Origin of the sequence: Streptomyces sp. NPDC002265 (assembly GCF_040296125.1) — a bacterium.
Taxonomy (GTDB): Bacteria; Actinomycetota; Actinomycetes; order Streptomycetales; family Streptomycetaceae; genus Streptomyces.
This window is the reverse complement of record NZ_JBEOWS010000054.1, coordinates 19,428-36,812: the sequence shown is the minus strand read 5'-3', so window position 1 is coordinate 36,812 and position 17,385 is coordinate 19,428. Positions and strand designations below refer to the sequence as shown.

At 72.6% G+C, this 17,385-nt stretch carries 15 protein-coding genes and 1 tRNA gene; 9 read left to right on the top strand and 7 right to left on the bottom strand.

The genetic code is table 11. From position 1 onward, the window contains the following. Both ABT085_RS12965 and ABT085_RS12960 read right to left on the bottom strand, forming a co-directional pair. Positions 1 to 192, bottom strand: a 192-nt coding sequence (locus ABT085_RS12965; protein ID WP_351605519.1) for an FmdB family zinc ribbon protein, incomplete at its 3' end; no start/stop codon positions are given. Positions 193 to 845: 653 nt separating this feature from the next. Beyond that, the gene (locus ABT085_RS12960) at positions 846 to 1,010 is read right to left on the bottom strand and encodes a hypothetical protein (protein WP_351605527.1); all 165 of its coding nucleotides are present in this window, start codon (positions 1,008 to 1,010) and stop codon (positions 846 to 848) included. Here ABT085_RS12960 and ABT085_RS12955 point away from each other — a divergent pair. The 3 genes from ABT085_RS12955 to ABT085_RS12945 all read left to right on the top strand — a co-directional run bounded on the left by ABT085_RS12955 (position 967) and on the right by ABT085_RS12945 (position 5,933). Next, positions 967 to 3,159, top strand: a complete 2,193-nt coding sequence (locus ABT085_RS12955) for a transglycosylase domain-containing protein (protein ID WP_351605516.1) — start codon at positions 967 to 969, stop codon at positions 3,157 to 3,159. The genes ABT085_RS12960 and ABT085_RS12955 overlap by 44 nt on opposite strands. A gap of 50 nt (positions 3,160 to 3,209) precedes the next feature. Continuing rightward, a complete protein-coding gene (locus ABT085_RS12950; protein ID WP_351605513.1) occupies positions 3,210 to 4,478 on the top strand; it encodes a polysaccharide deacetylase family protein in 1,269 nt (422 codons plus the stop codon). 159 nt (positions 4,479 to 4,637) lie between these two features. After that, a complete protein-coding gene (locus tag ABT085_RS12945; protein WP_351605510.1) occupies positions 4,638 to 5,933 on the top strand; it encodes an amidase domain-containing protein in 1,296 nt (431 codons plus the stop codon). 82 nt (positions 5,934 to 6,015) lie between these two features. Here the strand turns inward: ABT085_RS12945 and ABT085_RS12940 are convergent, their stop codons facing one another. Next, entirely contained in the window at positions 6,016 to 7,407 is a 1,392-nt protein-coding gene (locus tag ABT085_RS12940; protein ID WP_351605507.1) for a coiled-coil domain-containing protein, read from the bottom strand. Positions 7,408 to 7,625: 218 nt separating this feature from the next. Between ABT085_RS12940 and ABT085_RS12935 the strand changes: the two genes are divergently transcribed. After that, a tRNA-Val gene (locus ABT085_RS12935) sits at positions 7,626 to 7,700 on the top strand. A gap of 131 nt (positions 7,701 to 7,831) precedes the next feature. Here the strand turns inward: ABT085_RS12935 and ABT085_RS12930 are convergent. Beyond that, positions 7,832 to 8,182: a DUF8825 domain-containing protein gene (locus ABT085_RS12930; RefSeq protein WP_351605504.1), complete on the bottom strand. Its 351-nt coding sequence runs from the start codon at positions 8,180 to 8,182 to the stop codon at positions 7,832 to 7,834. A gap of 160 nt (positions 8,183 to 8,342) precedes the next feature. Further along, the gene (locus ABT085_RS12925; protein ID WP_351605501.1) at positions 8,343 to 9,245 is read right to left on the bottom strand and encodes a ketopantoate reductase family protein; all 903 of its coding nucleotides are present in this window, start codon (positions 9,243 to 9,245) and stop codon (positions 8,343 to 8,345) included. A 119-nt stretch (positions 9,246 to 9,364) separates the two neighbouring features. Here ABT085_RS12925 and ABT085_RS12920 point away from each other — a divergent pair, with 119 nt between their 5' ends. Then, positions 9,365 to 9,595 carry a DUF2277 domain-containing protein gene (locus ABT085_RS12920; RefSeq protein WP_351605498.1) on the top strand — a complete coding sequence of 77 codons (231 nt, stop codon included), beginning with the start codon at positions 9,365 to 9,367 and terminating at the stop codon, positions 9,593 to 9,595. Between the two features lie 31 nt (positions 9,596 to 9,626). Here the strand turns inward: ABT085_RS12920 and ABT085_RS12915 are convergent, their stop codons facing one another. Together ABT085_RS12915 and ABT085_RS12910 are read right to left on the bottom strand one after the other, a co-directional pair. Further along, positions 9,627 to 10,244 carry a DedA family protein gene (locus ABT085_RS12915; protein WP_351605495.1) on the bottom strand — a complete coding sequence of 206 codons (618 nt, stop codon included), beginning with the start codon at positions 10,242 to 10,244 and terminating at the stop codon, positions 9,627 to 9,629. Positions 10,245 to 10,500: 256 nt separating this feature from the next. Then, the gene (locus tag ABT085_RS12910) at positions 10,501 to 11,748 is read right to left on the bottom strand and encodes a L,D-transpeptidase (protein WP_351605524.1); all 1,248 of its coding nucleotides are present in this window, start codon (positions 11,746 to 11,748) and stop codon (positions 10,501 to 10,503) included. A gap of 239 nt (positions 11,749 to 11,987) precedes the next feature. Between ABT085_RS12910 and ABT085_RS12905 the strand changes: the two genes are divergently transcribed. From ABT085_RS12905 to ABT085_RS12890, 4 genes are all read left to right on the top strand, one after another. Next, positions 11,988 to 13,172 (top strand): lipid II:glycine glycyltransferase FemX, encoded by a 1,185-nt coding sequence (locus ABT085_RS12905; protein ID WP_351605493.1) that lies wholly within the window; start codon positions 11,988 to 11,990, stop codon positions 13,170 to 13,172. Beyond that, positions 13,169 to 14,941, top strand: coding sequence for a murein biosynthesis integral membrane protein MurJ (gene murJ / locus ABT085_RS12900; protein ID WP_351605490.1), 1,773 nt, complete (start codon positions 13,169 to 13,171; stop codon positions 14,939 to 14,941). The genes ABT085_RS12905 and murJ overlap by 4 nt, the downstream gene beginning before the upstream one ends. A gap of 157 nt (positions 14,942 to 15,098) precedes the next feature. Further along, positions 15,099 to 15,797, top strand: coding sequence for a response regulator (locus tag ABT085_RS12895; protein WP_351605488.1), 699 nt, complete (start codon positions 15,099 to 15,101; stop codon positions 15,795 to 15,797). A 68-nt stretch (positions 15,798 to 15,865) separates the two neighbouring features. Further along, entirely contained in the window at positions 15,866 to 17,347 is a 1,482-nt protein-coding gene (locus tag ABT085_RS12890; RefSeq protein WP_502982718.1) for an ATP-binding protein, read from the top strand. Positions 17,348 to 17,385 lie beyond the last annotated feature (38 nt).

The window sequence follows — 17,385 nt, the reverse complement described above, 5'->3', positions numbered from 1 at the left end:
GCCGCCACCGCCCCCGCCCGCCCTGGGCGCGGGGGCGGCGGCCGCCGACCCGCCCACCGCGACCGTTGAGAGCAACTTCACTGTGTCGGCGTGTCCGGCCGGGCAGTCGGTCGGATCGGCCGACTCCGCCATGGGGCGGCTGAGTTCGAAGGTGTCGCCGCAGGTCCGGCAGCGGTATTCGTAGCGAGGCATGGCTCAAGGCTAGGGCCTGTCCGGCGGAGCACGTCGCAGGAACGCATCGATGCGGTATCAGTCCAGGTGAGCGGGGTTCAGTGGGTCCGGCTGCCGGCCGGAGGAAGGTGCCGGCCCGAGCGGGGAGCCGACGGTCGGCGGCGACGCCGCCGGGGACCGCCCCTCCGCGGGAGGGTGCGCCGGGCTCCGCGTCCGCGGCGTGCCCCCCCCGGACAGGCACTCACCGACACGACCGTAATGTGCGGTCTTGGTTTGCTGTGCGATCGCTTCTGTCTGTTTCTTGTGCGGAGAATTCGCAAAGATCGCTGGTAATTTGGCAGAGCCGCGATGAGCCGCAGGGCTTGACCCTGATCCGGTGACACAGGGGGATACCCGCCGTACGGGCGGTAGTTGTGTCGAACCGCGCGAGCACCACGGAGTGCGGAGGGAGACCCAGTCGTGACCGACGAAGGGCAGGGGGCGGAGGCCCACGGGGGTGACGGTCGGCCGCGCGGTCGCCGCGCGCCGAATCGTTCCCGTCGTCGGCGTGCCGAGGGGGAGATACCGGCCGGCACGACCGGGGCCTTCGACCAGGAGCCCCAACCGTCGGACGTCACCATGCAGTTGCGGTTCGAGCCGCCGCCGGAGCCGCCACGTACTCCCGTGCCGCCGCCTCAGATGTCGGACGAAACGATGCAGTTGCGGTTCGAACCGCCACTGACGCCGAAAGCGGAACCGAAACCGACGTCGACGCCGAAACCGACGCCCGCGCCGCCGCCGATGTCGGACGAGACCATGCAGTTGCGGTTCGAACCGCCTCCGCCGGCCGACGCCACCATGGAGCTGAGGGTGGTCAAGCCCTCGGAGCTGCCCGCCCGTTCGTCCGGCCGGCGCGCGACCCGGTCCGCCTCGCCGGCCTCGTCCGCCGGCCGCCTCGCCGTGGCCGCCGCGCCGCTCCTGGCCGCACTGGCCCGTCTGCTGGCACCGGTGACCGCGCGTCTGGCTCCGCTGACGGAGCGTCTGTCTCCTTATATACGAAAGCTGGAGCCGTACGCCCGCAAGCTCAGACCGCAGTACCCGCGCCCGGGCCGCACCGACTGGCGCCGCTGGATACCCTCCTGGCGGCAGTCGGTGGGCGCCTTCTTCTCGGCCATCGGCATGACCGGCGCGTTCCTGGTCGTCGCGTACGCGGCCACCGACATCCCGCAGAACCTCAACTCCTATGCCACCCAGCAGGACAACGTCTTCTTCTGGTCCGACGGCACGCCCATGGCCCGCACCGGCTGGGTGCAGCGGCAGGACATGCCCCTGAAGGACATACCCGAGGACGTCCGCTGGGCGGTGCTGGCGGCCGAGAACGCGAGCTTCTACTCCGACCCGGGCATATCCGTCTCCGGCATCGGGCGCGCCCTGTACCGCACGGTCGGCTCGGGCGACACGCAGGGTGGCTCCACCATCACCCAGCAGTACGTCAAGAACGTCTATCTGACCCAGAACCAGACCATCAGCCGCAAGTTCACCGAGGCGATGATCTCCCTCAAGCTCGACAACCGGATGAGCAAGGACAAGATCCTCGAGGGCTACCTCAACACCAGCTGGTTCGGCCGCGGCACCTACGGCATCCAGCGCGCCTCCCAGGCCTACTACGGCAAGGACGTCGGTGAACTGAACGTCAGCCAGGCCGCCTTCCTGGCCTCCCTGCTCAAGGGCGCCGGTCTGTTCGACCCCTCGCTGAGCAAGGCCAACCATGCTCGCGCGGTGGAGCGCTGGGGCTGGATCCTCGACCGCATGGTGGACCTCGGCAAGCTGTCCCCGGCCGAGCGGGCCAAGTACAAGACCTTCCCCGAGCCGATGAAGCAGTCGAAGACCTTCTACACCGGAAGCCAGAGCGACTATCTGGTGGAACTGGCCCAGCAGTACGCCAAGAAGGCCGCAGGCATCTCGGACAAGGACTTCGACCTCGGCGGCTACCAGATCTACACGACGTTCGACCGCAAGCGGGAGACGGCGCTGACCAACGCCGTCGCCAAGGCCCGTAAGCAGGCGAAGCGCAAGGACGCGGACCTCGCGAAGACCGCCCACTACGGCGCCTCGTCGATCGCCGCCGACGGCCGGATCCTCGCCGTCTACGGCGGCCCCGACCACCGCACCCAGGGCTACAACGAGTCCAACGCCACGACAGTCCCGGCCGGTTCGGCCTTCACCCCGTTCGTCTACGCCGCCGGGCTCGAGAACGGCGTCCGCACCACCCGCGACAGTCCCGCCACCCCGATCACCGGCGACGCGCTCTACAACGGCGACGACAACGTGCCCGTCACCACCCCGGAGGGTCCCTACTGGGACCGCAGCGGCAAGAAGGTCGCCGCCCGCAACGACGGCGGGAAGTCCTACGGGCAGATCAGCCTGCACCGGGCGCTCGCCCAATCCGTCAACACCCCGTTCATGCAGCTCGGCATGGACACCGGCCTCGGCACGGTGCGCGCCACCGCGGAGGCCTCCGGGCTGCTGTCCTCCAGCTTCGGCGCCCAGGTGCCCGCGATGTCCGTGGGCAACGCCACGCCCAGCGCGATCCGGATGGCGAGCGCGTACGGGACGTTCGCCGACGCGGGCCGGCACACCGAGCCGTACTCGGTGAGCCGGATCACCCGCAACGGATCCAAGGTCGCGCTGAAGAAGCCCGTGTCGCAGCGCGCGGTGCGGGCGAAGGTGGCCGACGAGGTCCGCTCCGCGCTCTCGGACGCGTTCCGTACCGCACATCCCACGGCCGCCCCGGCCTCCGCGGAGGTGACGGGGAAGATCGGCACCACCCAGGACGACACGGCCCTGTGGTACGTGGGCACGGCCCGGTCCGTGTCGACGGCGGTGGTGGTCTACCGCATCGACCTGGCCAAGAGCCTCGAACCGCTGCCCCTGGAGGGGATCGCGGGCACGCCCGCCGACAGCGTCCCGTACGACATCTGGTCGGGCGCCATGAGCCCGCTCGGCTGACCCCCGCCCCGGGCACCCGCCCTCCACCCCCCACGGAGAATGAGCCGCGCATGAAGTCACCCTCCGGCCGCCGCCGCGCAGGCCGTGCCCCGCTCCGCACCAACCGGCCCGGGTTCCTCACCCTGGCGGTCCTCCTGGTCGCGGCGTCCCTGGTCGCGGGCTACCTGGTCCTGACCCGTTCCGACAGCACCGCCCCGACGGCGTCCGCGGGCAAGCAGGCGGTCCCCAAGGCGAAGAAGACGCCCTGGGACGGCAGGACGAAGGTGCTGGGGGACGGCTCCACCTCCTACACCGGGCCACAGCAGGGCGAGTTGAAGCCCGTACCGCTCAAGAAGGGTGAGAAGCCGCCGCAGTTCGTCGTCTTCTCCTGGGACGGCGCCCTCCAGGGCGACGACGAGCTCTTCTCGCACTACCGGGAGCTGGCCAAGGAGTACGGCGCCCACATGACGTTCTTCCTCACGGGCATCTATCTGCTGCCCAAGAACAAGAGCGACCTCTACAACCCGCCGCAGCACCCGCGGGGCTCGGCCGCGATCAGCTACGCCACCGACGAGCACATCCGCACCACGCTGGAGCAGCTCGGCGAGGCGTGGAAGGACGGCAACGAGATCGGCACCCACTTCAACGGGCACTTCTGCGGCACCAAGGGCGGCGGCGACTGGAGCGTCGAGGAGTGGAAGAGCGAGATCGACCAGTTCTACGACTTCGTGGAGCACTGGAAGACCAACACCGGCTTCACCGACATCGCCCCGCTGCCCTTCGACTTCAAGAAGGAGGTGACCGGCGGCCGCGCCCCCTGCCTGGAGGGCCAGGCGAACCTGCTGAAGGCCATCAAGAGCTACAAGTGGGCCTACGACGCCAGTTCGGCCGGCGACTTCCAGATATGGCCGAAGAAGAAGGAGGGCATCTGGGACTTCCCGCTCCAGATGCTCCCGTACGAGGGCGGCAAGTACCAGGGCCTGTCCATGGACTTCAACTTCCTCTACAACCAGTCCGAGGGCGAGACCGAGGGCGACGCGGCGAAGTACCCCGAGTGGGAGCAGGAGACCGTCAACTCGTACATGGCGGGCTTCAACCGCGTCTACTACGGTAGCCGGGCACCGCTGTTCATCGGCAACCACTTCGAGGACTGGAACGGCGGCATCTACATGAAGTCGATCGACCAGGTCATCAAGAACGTGTGCACCAAGCCGGGCGTGAAGTGCGTCTCCTTCAAGGAGTTGGCCGCCTGGATGGACGTGCAGAAGCCCGAGACCCTGGAGCGCCTGCGCAGTCTGGACCCGGGACAGTCGCCCGACTGGTCGACGGTGGTGGAGTGATCGCCTTGACGGACAAGGCAGTTGTGGCAAATGCGGACGTCGTGACAGCCCTGACGCGGTAATCAAACCTCAACCGCAGCCCCCTTCACAGGAGCCACACACGGCGTGCGAAGATGCCGTTCCCGGCGTCCCCAGTGCCGGGATAGAGGGGAAACATCAGTGAAGTCAAGGAAATTGAAAGGTACGCGCCGTCGCGTCACGATAATCGGGGCGGCCGCCGTCTCGGTCGTCGCCGGTGCGGCGCTGCTGCCCAACTGGATGGCCGGCGCGGCGGTCGTCGACGATCCCAAGGTGGACGCCAGAACCAAGGCGACCTTCCAGCGGCTGGCGGACGCGGTCTTCACCGACCGTACGGACGCCCTGGTCACCGGTGCGCAGGGCAACCGTGCCAAGCCGCTGACGGACACCTTCTCCGGAGGGGTCCGGATGTCCTCCGGGCAGGCCCGCCGCCAGGACTCGGCCCTGTCCACGCTGGACCAGCGCAAGGACCTGCTCGCCAAGCTCGGTGAGAAGTACAGCAAGGGCAGCACCACTGTCACGCTGGACGCCACGAACGTGAAGGGCCGCACGGCCAAGGCCGCGGTCACCGAGACCACGACCCTGACCTACGCCAAGGTCCGCGGCAACGAGCCGAAGACCACCGGCTTCCAGGCCCACCACGAGCTGACGTTCACCGCGGACAGCCACGGCAACTGGCAGCTGACCGGCATCAAGGAGACCGACACCGGTTACCTCGCCGTCAACCAGGTGGCCAACCCGGCCGCCAACCCGGCGGTCAAGGCATCGCCCTCCCCGACGGGCAAGGCCTCGGCCACCCCGACGGGCAAGGCTTCGGCGACCCCGACGGTGAAGGCCTCGGCCTCTCCGACGGTGAAGGCCTCGGCCTCCCCGACGACCGCCGACACCACCACGCCGGACGCCCCGCGCGCGGCCACCACCCGGCCGGCGCCCGCCAACCCCAAGAGCTTCACCGGAACCACGTACGACTACAAGGCCATGGCCGCGTACGCGGAGAAGTACTGGAGCACCTACAACAAGGACTACCCGGACTACAACGGTCACGGGGACGGCGGCGACTGCACCAACTTCGTCAGCCAGTCGCTGAAGGCGGGCGGCTGGAAGCACGTCCCGGGCTACGTGTACGACTACACCAAGTGGTTCGGCAACGCCGACATCCAGTCGGACTCGTTCGTCGGCGTCAACGAGTTCTCGTGGTTCGCGCAGAACTCGAAGCGGGTCACCCCCCTTGCGAACGTCTACCAGGCTGACATCGGTGATGTCATCCAGATGGACTTCGACAAGGACGGGTCCAAGGACCACTCCATGATCGTCACCTACCGCAGCCCCGACGGCGTGCCGTACGTGACGTACCACTCCACCAACACCTTCCGCCGGTCGGTGGCGAGCCTCGTCGCGTCGTACCCCAACGCCGCGTTCTACGCCTACCGCACCTGAGAAGACCGCGCCCGCCGCTCCCGCCCGGTCCGTTCGGACCGCAGGGGGACGGCGGGCGTGTCCGTGGGGCCGGCCCAGGCGCTCAGTGCCCCGAGCCGCGCTCCTCGCGGATCCGCGAGACGACCTGCGCCGCCGAGCGCCGCACCGCCTCCGTCTCCGTCAGGAAGTGCCAGTAGTCGGGGTGACGCCCCTCCAGGGTGCCGATCGCCCGCTCCAGCCGGGCCACCGCGTCGTCCAGCGGCCGCGCGTCCCGCGGGTCCGGGGTCGTACGCCCCGACATGGCCAGCCGCTGGGCGTCCCGCAGCGCGAACCGGGTGCGCTCGATCTCCTGCTGCGGGTCCTTCTGCACGGCGTTCAGCCGGGTCAGCCGGTCACCCGCGGCCGACACCGCCTCGTCGGTGGTGTTCAGCAGCGCCCGTACGGTGGACAGCAGCGCGGTGGCGTCCGGCCAGCGCTGCGCGTCCCGCGCGGCCTGGGCCTCCGTCAGCTTCGTCTCGGCCTGCCGCACGTTCTGCGCGGCCTGTTCCGGCACGCCCTGGAGGTCCTGCCAGCAGGCTGCCGCGAACCGCCGCCGCAGTTCGCTGAGGACCGGGTCGACCTGCCCGGCACGGGTGGTCAGGGCCTGGGCCCGGGTACGCAGCGACACCAGCCGGTGGTCGATCTCGGCGGCCTGCTCCGGCAGCCGGCCGGCCTGCGCGCGGATCGCCTCGGCCTCCCGGGAGACCCGCTCGGCCCGCTCCAGGGTCCCCGCGACCCCGTGCTGTCCCGCCCCCTGGTTCAGCCGGGTCAGCTCCGGCCCGAGGGCGGCCAGCCGGGCGGCCAGGTCGTCCGCGCGCAGCCCGGCCGCGCGGGCGCCGTCCAGGGCGTTCGAGGCGGCCAGCAGGGCCTGGCGGGCCCGCTCGACGGCGGGCGCGAGCCGGGCCAGCTGGGTCTCGGCCTTGCCGAGCAGCGGCCCGAGCCCGTCCGTGAAGCGGTCCAGTTCCTGCTTGACCCGGTCGAGTTCGTCCTTGGCCCGGGTGAGTTCGGTGCGGGCACGGACGGCCGCCGACGCCTCCAGGTCGTCCCGGTCGAGGTCGTGCGCGTCGACGGTGTTGATGTACTGCTGACTGGCCTCGTCGATCCGTCCGCCGAGCGCCTCGAAGTCGGCGATGGCGCGCCGGGCCGCGGGGGTGCCGTCGACGGCCGTGATCGTCTCGATGGAGATGCGCAGATCGCGCTGGGCGGTGTCCAGCTCGTAGAACGCGGACGCGGCGGCGTCCTTCGCGGCCTGCGCCTCGGCGCGCTGGCTCTCCGCCCGCCCGCCGAACCAGCGCCGGGTGCCGCCCCCGGCGAACGCGGCGGGCAGCGCGAGGGCGACGACGAGCGGCAGACCCATCAGCGTCAGGGTGTCCCGCACGTCCCGCAGCGCGCTTCGCACGGGACGGGGTGCCCCCGGCACCGACGGCGAGTACGGCTGTCCTGGTGTCGCCGTCACATCCCTCTCCCGTGCTGTGATCCGCCCTGCCCGGTGTCATTCTCCCACCGGTGGAGGACGAACACACCGGCCGGTCGGTTCACGGTACGGACCGTGACTTTCCCCCGGCGGCCGCGCGCGGGTCCGTCGCCGGGCTACGGCGGCCCCGGACCCGCGCGTTCCCGCGATACGCGTTTGCCGGACAGTGCCCCCGGCAATGTAGGCTGTCGACTCGTCCTGGGTGCGTAGCTCAGGGGTAGAGCGCCTGCCTTACAAGCAGGATGTCGGCGGTTCGAAACCGTCCGCGCCCACCAGGACCGGCCGCAGTGCCGGTGCGAGAGGCCCCCGCGGAAGTCCGCGGGGGCCTCTCGTGTGTTCCGGCGGCGGCGTGTCCCGCCGGCTTCGCGGGTGCCGGCGCCGTAGCGTGTTGCGGCGGCGGGGACCGTCAGGGGGCGGTGTCGTCCGCGGGTGCGGTCTCGTGGGCGTGCTTGAGCCGGGTGCGTGCCTCCATCCGGTCCCCGGCCGCGATCTCGGCCCAGAACCGGTGACAGGTGACGAACACCGCGAGCTCGTGCTCCCGCTGCCGCAGCTTCTCCACCTCGGCCTGTTCGTCCGCCGTCCAGCCAGGGGAGGCGGGGCGCTCCACCTTGCGCCAGCCGTTGTGGTCGCTGAAGCCGTCCAGCGGCTCGACCGACCAGGGAAGCCGCTTCAGCAGGGCCGACAGCTCGGCCCGGACCTGATGCAGCTCCTCCTGGCCGGCGCGGAGGTCACTGGGGAAGTCATAGGTCGTAGCCACGCGGCAATGCTACGCCTGTTCGATTTTGCGGTGCGAGTTCCTTCCGGGGGTTCATACGAACGAGTGTGCCGAACGCGTGTTCGGTTCGGTGGCGATGCGACCCCGGGCCCCCGCGGAACCTGCCGTGCGGCCGTGACAGGTTCCGCGGCGGCCCGCGCGGTCAGTGCCCGGCGTCCGCCAGCTGTCCCACCACACGGGCCGCCACGGGTACGGGAACGCCGTGCCGTCCGGCCGCCCGCAGCAACGCCCCGCCGATCGCGTCCAGTTCGAGCGGACGGCCCGCTTCGGCGTCGCGCTGCATCGACGACCGGGTCCGAGCCGGGAAGGCGTCGTAGCGGGCCAGCGCCGCGGCCGGGTCGGACGGGCCGCCGCAGGCGCGGCTCACCGCGGCCGTCTCCGCCACCAGGGCCGCCAGCTCCTCGCGGTGGCGGGTGCGGATGTCGCCCAGGGGGAGGCCGTACCGGGTGGTGAGCAGGGCGAAGGGGGCGAGGAACGACATCTTCGCCCACAGCGCGGCCGCCTCGTCGGGCAGTACGCGGGTGACCGCTCCGGCGGCCGCGAGAGCCCCGGCGAGCCGGTCCAGGAGGGCGCGCGGGACCGGGTCGCCGGTCAGGTCGACCTCCGCGAACGGGCTGCCGTGCTCGATCACCCCGGGCGCGACCCGGGTCGACTCGACGCGGATGACGGCGGGTGCCACCCGGTCGGGGCGGTGGCGCTCGCGCAGGGCCGCCGGGTGCTCCACACCGTTCAGGAACGGTACGAGGAGGGCGTCGCCCAGGGCCGCGGGCGCGACCCGGGCCAGGGCCGCGTCGAGCGCGGTGTGCTTGACCGCGACCAGACAGGCGTCGACCGGTTCGTCCAGTTCCGCGGCCGCCTCGACCCTGGCGGTGAAGTCGCCGAACAGCTCGCTGCGGACGCGGATGCCGTCGGTGCGCAGGGTGCGGGCCGTCTCGTCGCCCGCAAGGCAGATCACCCGGTGCCCGGCGCGGGACAGCAGTGCGGCCAGCAGGCCGCCCACGCCGCCCGGACCCAGGACGGCCACGGTGAGTTCGTCGTTCGCCATGATGGATGGCTCCTCTCGTCGGTCGGCCCCGTCACGGTGGCCGCCTCGGTGAGGATCATCGCAGCGGCCGTCACGACGACTTCCTGCGGGGCCCGCGCGCGGGGGGCCACACTGGTGTCATGTGCCGCAGCATCAAGACGCTCCGTCCGCCCGCGTTGCCCGAGGAGGCCACGGAGGAGGAGATCCGCGCCGCCGCTCTCCAGTACGTGCGCAAGGTCTCCGGGTTCCGTGCGCCCGCCGCCCACAACCAGGAGGTGTTCGAACGCGCCGTGGACGCCGTCGCGCGGGCCACCGCGGAACTCCTCGACGGCCTGGAGATCCGCGGGCAGGCGGTCCGGCAGGCGGGCTGAGCGCCGCGCGTCCGGATCCGGCGCCCCGGTCCTACGACGCCGGCCGGCGCCGCATCAGGAGTGCGGCGGCGGAGCCCGCCCCAAACAGTGCCAGCACCGACACGCCCGTGGCCAGCCAGGTGGCGCCCAGCCACTGCGCGCCGAAGTAGCCGAGGGCGACGCTGTAGACGGCCCAGGAGAGACCGGCCAGCGCGGACCAGGGCAGGAAGTCGCGGACGCGCCGGCGGGCGGCACCCGCGCCCAGCGAGACGACCGATCGACCGGCCGGGGCGAAGCGGGCCAGCACGACCAGGGCGCCGCCGCCCCGGGCGAGGGCCGCGCCGAGCCGCTCCTGCGCGAGGCGCAGCCGTCGCGAGCGGGCGATCGCCCGGTCCAGGCGCTCGCCGCCGCGCCAGGCCAGGCGGTAGGCCGCCATGTCCCCGAGGACCGAGGCGGTGGCGGCGGAGAGGATCAGGAACAGGATGTCGGGGACCCGGGCGGGCACCTCCCCGGCCACGGCCGCGCCCGAGCCCGCGGCCGCCGCCGTGGCGGCCGTGATCACCAGGACGCCGCTCGGCAGTACCGGCACGAACACATCGAAGAGGACCGATACGGCCACCATGGCGTATATCCATGGACTGCCCGTCAGCGCCCCCACAACCTCCAGCACCGCAAACTCCCTGCTATTCCCCCGTGGCCCTGCCGCGCCGCGATGTCGCGGGGGAGCGGCAGGGGCAGCCATGACAGCCATACAGCGTACGCCGGAAGTGTGACAGGAGTTCCAGGTGGGGCGGGTGGATTTTCGATAAGGGCGTGTAGAAGGGCACGCACGGCACGCATCGCCCGTAACCGGCAAAGGGTGTGTACACCCCCGGTCCCGGGTCCCGGGTGCGGTCGGCGCGGGTGGCCCGGGTCTCTGCGTGCGGTCAGCGCAGGGCGCTCAGCGTGCGCCAGTGCTCCCAGTCCACGTTCCAGTCGCCGAGGCCGTTGTTCGGCGCCACCACGCCCTTCGTCTGCGCGCCCTCGACCTCGAACGGGTCCCCGACCCGGACGCGTTCGTAGAGCCACCGGGCGTCGGCGTCGCTCATGCCGATGCAACCGTGGCTCCTGTTGGCCCGGCCGAAGTAGGCGGCGTTCCACGGAGCCGCGTGCGCGTAGGTGCCCGACCAGGTCAGCCGTACCGCGTAGTCGACCATCTGGTCGTAGGCGTTGCCCAGGTTCACCGTCTCGGAGTTCATCCGGATCGTGCCCTCCTTCGCCAGCACCACCTCGGTGCCGCGCCAGGAGCCCGTCTCGGGGCCGGGCGTGCCGCCGGACACCGGGAAGGTCCGCACGTCGTGGCCGTCGCGTTCCAGGGTGAGCTGCTTGCTGTCGAGGTCGACCTTGAACACCTGCCGCGGGCCGACGGTGAAGCCGAACCGGTAGTCGCGGACGAACCAGCCGCCGTCCGGCCCGGAGTCGGTGCCGTTCAGCCGGGCGTCCAGGGTCACCTCGGTGCCGGGACGCCAGTACTCCCGGGGACGCCAGTCGATCCGGTCCTTGCCCGACCAGTCCTTCATCCAGCCCCAGCAGCCCTCGGTGCCGTTCGAGGTGGTGACCCTCAACTGCCGCTCCACCGCAGCCTTGTCGCGGACGGGGTGGTCGAAGACCAGTGAGATCGGCTGGGCCACCCCGACGGTCGTGGTGTCGCCGGGCCGCCAGTCCACCTTGTTGACCCGGCCGGGGGCGGCCGTGCCGAAGGCGGTCCGCCGGGTCCCCGTGGTGCCGTCCTGCGCCAGGGTGTCCGCCTTGACGGTGTAGGAGGCGCCGGGCACGGCGTTGCGCTGCGAGGTCCAGGTCCGGCCGCCGTCCGACAGGGTGCCGGTGAGCGTGCCGCCGTGGGTGTCGCTGACGGTGACCGAGGTGAGGGTGCCGCCGTGGGCGGTGACCACGACGGGCCTGCCCGCCTTCGCCCGGGCGCCGTCCGGCGTCACGGTGACGGTGACCGTCCGGCCGTGCGCGCTCCCCGCGCCGGCCTTCGCGTCCGGGCCGGCGGCCGTCGTACCGCCGGACGAACAGGCCGCCAGGGCCGCGGTCAGCAGGGCGGCGACCGCCGCGGCCACGGCGGCGCGGGAGCGGACCGGACCGCTGCGGACCGGGTGCCGGGTCCGGCCCCTGCGGACCGCATGACGTATCTGGCTCAACGGAAATACCTCCGTGGGGAGTCGAAGCGCACCGGGAACGCACTGGACCCTAGGGCGCGGAAAGCGCTGTACGGCGGCTTGCGGGCCGTGTGACGGCGGTTGCCGGGGAACGGTCGTCGTCCCGTCACATACGCCGCTCGCAACGGTCACGGGCGGCTGTGAATCTTCCTGGCGTCCCGAGCCGAACGGCCCGGTTCCCACCCGACATCCACGGCCCCCGAGGAGGCGCAGTGTCAGCGCTGCTCGTGACGGCAGGACGCGGACAGCGGCAGACGTGGCTGGGTCCCGTCTCCGCCGAGACGTACCGCGCCTTTCTCGCGTCCGGCACCGGAGCCGCCCTGGCTCCGGGCTTTCTCCAGTGCCCGTCCTGGGCGACGGTGAAGGCCGGCTGGCGGTCCCAGCTGCTCGGCTGGGGGCCGAGGTCCGGCTCCGGCGCGGCCCGGCTGAGCGGGGTGGCGCTGGTGCTGCTCCGCCAGTTCCCGGGCACGCGAAGACACTTCGCCTATCTGCCCGAAGGGCCGGTCGCCGACTGGACCGACCCGGACCTCGACGGCTGGCTCTCCCCGCTGCTCGGCCATCTGCGCGCCCAGGGCGCGTTCGCCGTGCGCATCGGGCCCTCGCCCGCCCACCGCCGGTGGAGCGCCGCCGCGCTCAAGGCGGCGGCCGGTCCCGGGCGGCGCCTGTCCGACCTGCTCGACTGCGAGGTCGACCCGCTGGGCACCGCCGTCGCCGAGCGGCTGCGGGCCCGCGGCTGGCGGCGGTGCGGCGACGGGGACGCCGACGGGGACGCCCAGCCCCGCTATGTCTTCCGGGTGCCGCTGGCCGGACGCACCGCCGACGACCTGTGGTCCGGGCTCAACCAGGAGTGGCGGCGCAACATCCGCCGGGCGCGCAAGGCGGGCGTGCAGGTCACGGTGGGAGGTGCTGCCGAACTCCCGGACTTCTACCGGCTGCTGAGGGTCACGGAGGAACGCGACGGCTTCCGTCTCGGGCGCTCGCTCGCGTACTACGAGCGTCAGTACGCGGCCCTCAACGCCGAGGAGCCGGGCCGGATGAGGCTCTACCTCGCCCGCCACGAGGGCGAGATCCTGGCCGCCCACACCATGATCACCGTGGGTCGGCGGGTCTGGTACCAGACCGGGGCCTCGGCCGACCACCGGCGCGAGGTCCGCCCCTCCAACGCGCTCCAGTGGCAGATGATGCTCGACGCCCACGCCCGTGGCGCGGACGTCTACGACATGCGCGGGATACCCTCCACGCTCGACCCCGGCGAACGCTCGTACGGGTTGCTGCGATGGAAGCTCGGTACCGGGGGACAGGTCGCCGAGACGCTGGGGGAATGGGAGACACCCTTGAACGGTCCTGCCAACCACACGCTGTACCGCGCGTTCCGGCTGTACCTGGCCCGGCGATGAGCGCCGCCCCGCCCCGGACCGCCCCGGACGGCCCCGGCCCCGCCGACGGGACCGGCCCGACGGACGCGACGGGCCCGTCGGGCGCGGACGACGCCGAGCGCACGGAGGGTACGGAGGCCACGAAGGACACCCGGGAGCGGCCGGCCCGCCGTTCGGGCTCGGTGCTGCGCAGCGGCGCGGTCATGGCGGCCGGGTCCCTCGTCTCCCGCGCCACCGGCTTCGTACGCTCCGCCGTGGTCGCCGCCGCGCTCGGCGCGGGACTGGCCGCCGACGGCTACGCGGTCGGCAACACCGTCCCCAACATCGTCTACACGCTGCTCCTCGGCGGCGCGCTCAACGCCGTCTTCGTCCCCGAACTCGTCAAGGCCGCCAAGGAGCACGAGGACGGCGGAGCCGCCTACACCGACCGTCTGCTCACCGCCTGCACGGCCGCGCTGGTGCTGATCACGGCCGGGGCGGTGCTCGCCGCACCCGCCCTGGTGGCGGCCTACACCGACTACACGGGCGCGCAGGCGGCGACGACGGTGGCCTTCGCCCGCTCCTGTCTGCCCCAGATCTTCTTCCTCGGTCTGTTCACCCTGCTGGGGCAGGTGCTGAACGCCCGGGGCCGGTTCGGCGCCATGATGTGGACGCCGGTGCTCAACAACGTGGTCGTCATCGCCGTCTTCGGCCTGTACCTGGCCACCGTCGTGGACGGCCATCCGCTCACCCCCGGCGAGACCGCGCTGCTCGGCTGGGGCACCACGGCCGGGATCGTCGTCCAGGCGCTGGCCCTGCTGCCGTCCCTGCGCGCGGCCCGCTTCCGCTGGCGGCCCCGCTTCGACTGGCGGGGCAGCGGGCTGTCCCGGCCGCTGCGCTCGGCCGGCTGGCTGGTCCTGCTCGTGCTCACCAACCAGCTCGCCTACTGGCTGGTGACCCGGCTCGCGACCTCGGCGGGGCAGCGAGCGGCGGCCCGGGGGATCGACGGCGGCGCCGGATTCAGCGCCTACGGCAACGCGTATCTGCTGTGGGCCGTCCCGCACGGCATCGTGACCGTCTCCCTGGTCACCGCGCTGATGCCGGGTATGAGCCGCAAGGCGGCCGACGGCGACACGGCAGGGGTGCGCCGGGACGTCTCGTACGCCCTGCGCAGCACCTCGGCCGCCGTCGTGCCCGCCGCGAGCGTGCTCCTCGCCGCGGCCGGGCCGGTCATGGCGGTCGCCTTCCAGTACGGCAGGACCGGCGCGGACGACATCGCGGTCATGGCGGGGGCGCTGGCGGCCTTCGCGCCCGGACTGATCGCCTTCTCCGGGCAGTACGTCCTCTCCCGCGCCTTCTACGCGCTCTCCGACACCCGTACGCCCTTCCTGCTCAACCTGGTGATCGCCGGGCTCAACGCGGGCCTGTCCGCGGCCGCGTGTGCGCTGCTGCCCGTGCGCTGGGCGGTCACCGGGATGGCCGGAGCGTACTCGGCGGCGCTGTTCGCGGGGTGGATGGTCACCGCCCGCGTCCTCGACCGCAGGCTGAGGGCGGGGGCCGGCGTCCGGCGCGCGCCGTGGCGCTCCCCGGCCGTGGCCGGGCTGGCCCGGCTGCTGACGGCCGCGGTCCCGGCCGTCCTGCTGGGCCACGCGGCGGCCGGGCGTACGGCCTTCCTCGGGCCGCCGGTGTCGGCGGCGGCCGGTGCGGCGGCCGTCCTGGCGGTCTTCGCGCTGCTGGCCCGCCCGCTGCGCCTGACCGAACTGGAGGCGGCGATGCGGGCGGTGCGCAGGCCGGCGCGCCGCCGCGGCTGACCCCGGGGGAGCGGCCACAGCCGCCGTCTGCCGGCCGGGTTGCGCTGCCCGCGACTTGGCGTCGCCGGACGGCCGCATGAACGCTCACGACCGCCGCTTGACGTTCCGCGTCCGTCATCTGCGCTTCAGCCACTTGATCGAATGGAATACTTTGCACATGCCACGTGTCCTGCTCATCGAAGACGACGCCTCCGTCCGCGAAGGCATCGAACTCGGCCTGCGCCGCCGCGGGCACGAGGTGCGCAGCGCCGCCACCGGCGAGGCCGGACTCGAGGCCATCGGCGCGTTCCGGCCCGACCTGCTGCTCCTGGACCTCATGCTGCCCGGCATCAACGGCGTCCAGGTCTGCCGCCGGGTGCGCGAGGCCGGACAGCTGCCGATCATCATGCTCACCGCCCGCGGCGACGACTTCGACGTGGTGGTCGGGCTGGAGGCCGGAGCCGACGACTACATCGTCAAACCCGCCCGTACGGAGGTCATCGAGGCCCGCATCCGGGCCGTGCTGCGCCGCATCGACGAGCCGGGCGGACGCTCCGCGGTGGAGACGCACGGCGACCTCACCATCGACCGCGCCGGACTGACCGTCGCCAAGGCCGGGCAGCGCGTGGCGCTCGCCCCCTCCGAGCTCAGGCTCCTGCTGTACCTGACGGCCGCGCCCGAGCAGGTCTTCAGCCGGCAGCAACTGCTCGAACAGGTCTGGGAGCACAGCTTCCACGGCGACGCCCGGCTGGTCGACGCGTGTGTACGACGCCTGCGCAACAAGATCGAGGACGTGCCGGGCGAGCCCCGCTACATCCAGACCCTGCGGGGCTTCGGCTACCGCTTCGGACCGCTCCCGCACACCGAGCGGAGCTGAGCCGTGATGCCAGGCCCCGGCCCGCACGCCGACGAGGAGGGACGGCGCGGCACCGTCCCGGTGAACCCGTGGTGAGACGCCGCAGGATCCTCATCGGGCTGCGCACCCGACTGGTGCTCGCCTTCCTGCTGGTCGCCGCGGTCAGCGCCGGGACCACCGCGGCCCTCACCTACCGCGAGGCCCGCACCGCGATCCTCCAGCAGGCCCAGGACACCGCGGTGTCCTCCTTCCGCGAGCGGGTCCAGGAACTGGGCACCCCGCTGCCCGTCGACCCCAAGGCGTTCCAGGAGCGGCTGCGCCTGCTCGCCCGGCAGGGCAACCCCCATCCCTGGGTGGTGTTCGCAGAGTACGGCTCGCTGCGGATCTCCTCGGCCTACGATCCGGTCTCCACCGTGATCACCCCCGAGCTGCGGCGGGCCGCGCACGCCCATGCGCGCGGCAGCTTCCAGCGGGTCGACCAGCACGGCACCCCCTGGCTGACCGTGGCCGTCCCGACCGTCTTCCGCGTCGGCGGGACCGTGCGTCCCACCGGGCTGATCCTGTACGCCGTGATGCCGCTGTCCGACGAGGAGACCAACGTCCGGGCCATGCTCACCGCGGCCCGCGACGGCGCCGTCCCCGGTCTCGCGGTGGCGCTCCTGCCGGCCCTGCTGTCGGCGCGCAGCGTGCTGCGCCCGGTCCGCGAACTGAGCACGGCCGCCCGCCGGATGGGCGACGGGCGCCTGGACACCCGGATCCAGGTCCGGGGCGGCGACGAACTCGCCGATCTGGCGGGCACCTTCAACGAGACCGCCGCCGAACTGGAGCGGACCGTCGGCGAACTGCGGGCTGCGGAGGCCCGCGCCCGCCGCTTCGCCTCCGACGTCTCCCACGAACTGCGCACCCCGCTGGCCGGGATGCTGGCCGTCACCGAGGTGCTCGACGAGGACGCGGCCCGGCTCGCTCCGGACACCGCCGCCGCCGTCCGGCTGATCAGCGCCGAGACAGGCAAACTGGCGGTCCTCGTCGAGGACCTGATGGAGATCTCCCGGTTCGACGCCCGGGCCGCCGAGCTGAACACCGACGAGGTCGACATCGCCCAGACCATCCGCAAGACCCTGGCGAGCCGGCGCTGGACCGACCCCGGCGAGATCGTCACGGAACTGCCCGACGGCATCCGGGCCCGGATCGACCCCCGGCGGTTCGACGTCGTCGTCGCCAACCTCGTCGGCAACGCGCTGCGGCACGGCGGCACGCCCGTCGTGGTGCGGCTGCGCACCGAGCCGTACGGCGCCGGGGAGCCCGGGGCGGGCCCGCCGCCCGTCCGGCTCGTCACCGAGGTCGCGGACGCCGGTCCCGGCATCCCCGCCGACGTGCTGCCGCACATCTTCGACCGCTTCTACAAGGCGGACGCGGCCCGCGGCCGTTCGGCGGGCAGCGGCCTCGGCCTGGCCATCACCCTGGAGAACGTACGGCTGCACGGCGGCACGATCCGCGCCGCGAACGGCCCGCGGGGCGGTGCCGTCTTCACCGTGGAGATTCCCCTGGCGGGCCGGGAGGGGACGGCATGAGCCGCACAGGCCCGGGCCGGGCCGCGGGCCCACGCCCA

Excerpts from the sequence above, each read along its gene's own strand:
- ABT085_RS12955 (WP_351605516.1), top strand. The coding sequence starts at position 967 with ATGCAGTTGCGGTTCGAACCGCCTCCGCCGGCCGACGCCACCATGGAG.
- ABT085_RS12960 (WP_351605527.1), bottom strand. The coding sequence starts at position 1,010 with ATGGTGGCGTCGGCCGGCGGAGGCGGTTCGAACCGCAACTGCATGGTC.
- ABT085_RS12950 (WP_351605513.1), top strand. The coding sequence starts at position 3,210 with ATGAAGTCACCCTCCGGCCGCCGCCGCGCAGGCCGTGCCCCGCTCCGC.
- ABT085_RS12925 (WP_351605501.1), bottom strand. The coding sequence starts at position 9,245 with ATGGCGAACGACGAACTCACCGTGGCCGTCCTGGGTCCGGGCGGCGTG.
- ABT085_RS12920 (WP_351605498.1), top strand. The coding sequence starts at position 9,365 with ATGTGCCGCAGCATCAAGACGCTCCGTCCGCCCGCGTTGCCCGAGGAG.
- murJ (WP_351605490.1), top strand. The coding sequence starts at position 13,169 with ATGAGCGCCGCCCCGCCCCGGACCGCCCCGGACGGCCCCGGCCCCGCC.
- ABT085_RS12895 (WP_351605488.1), top strand. The coding sequence starts at position 15,099 with ATGCCACGTGTCCTGCTCATCGAAGACGACGCCTCCGTCCGCGAAGGC.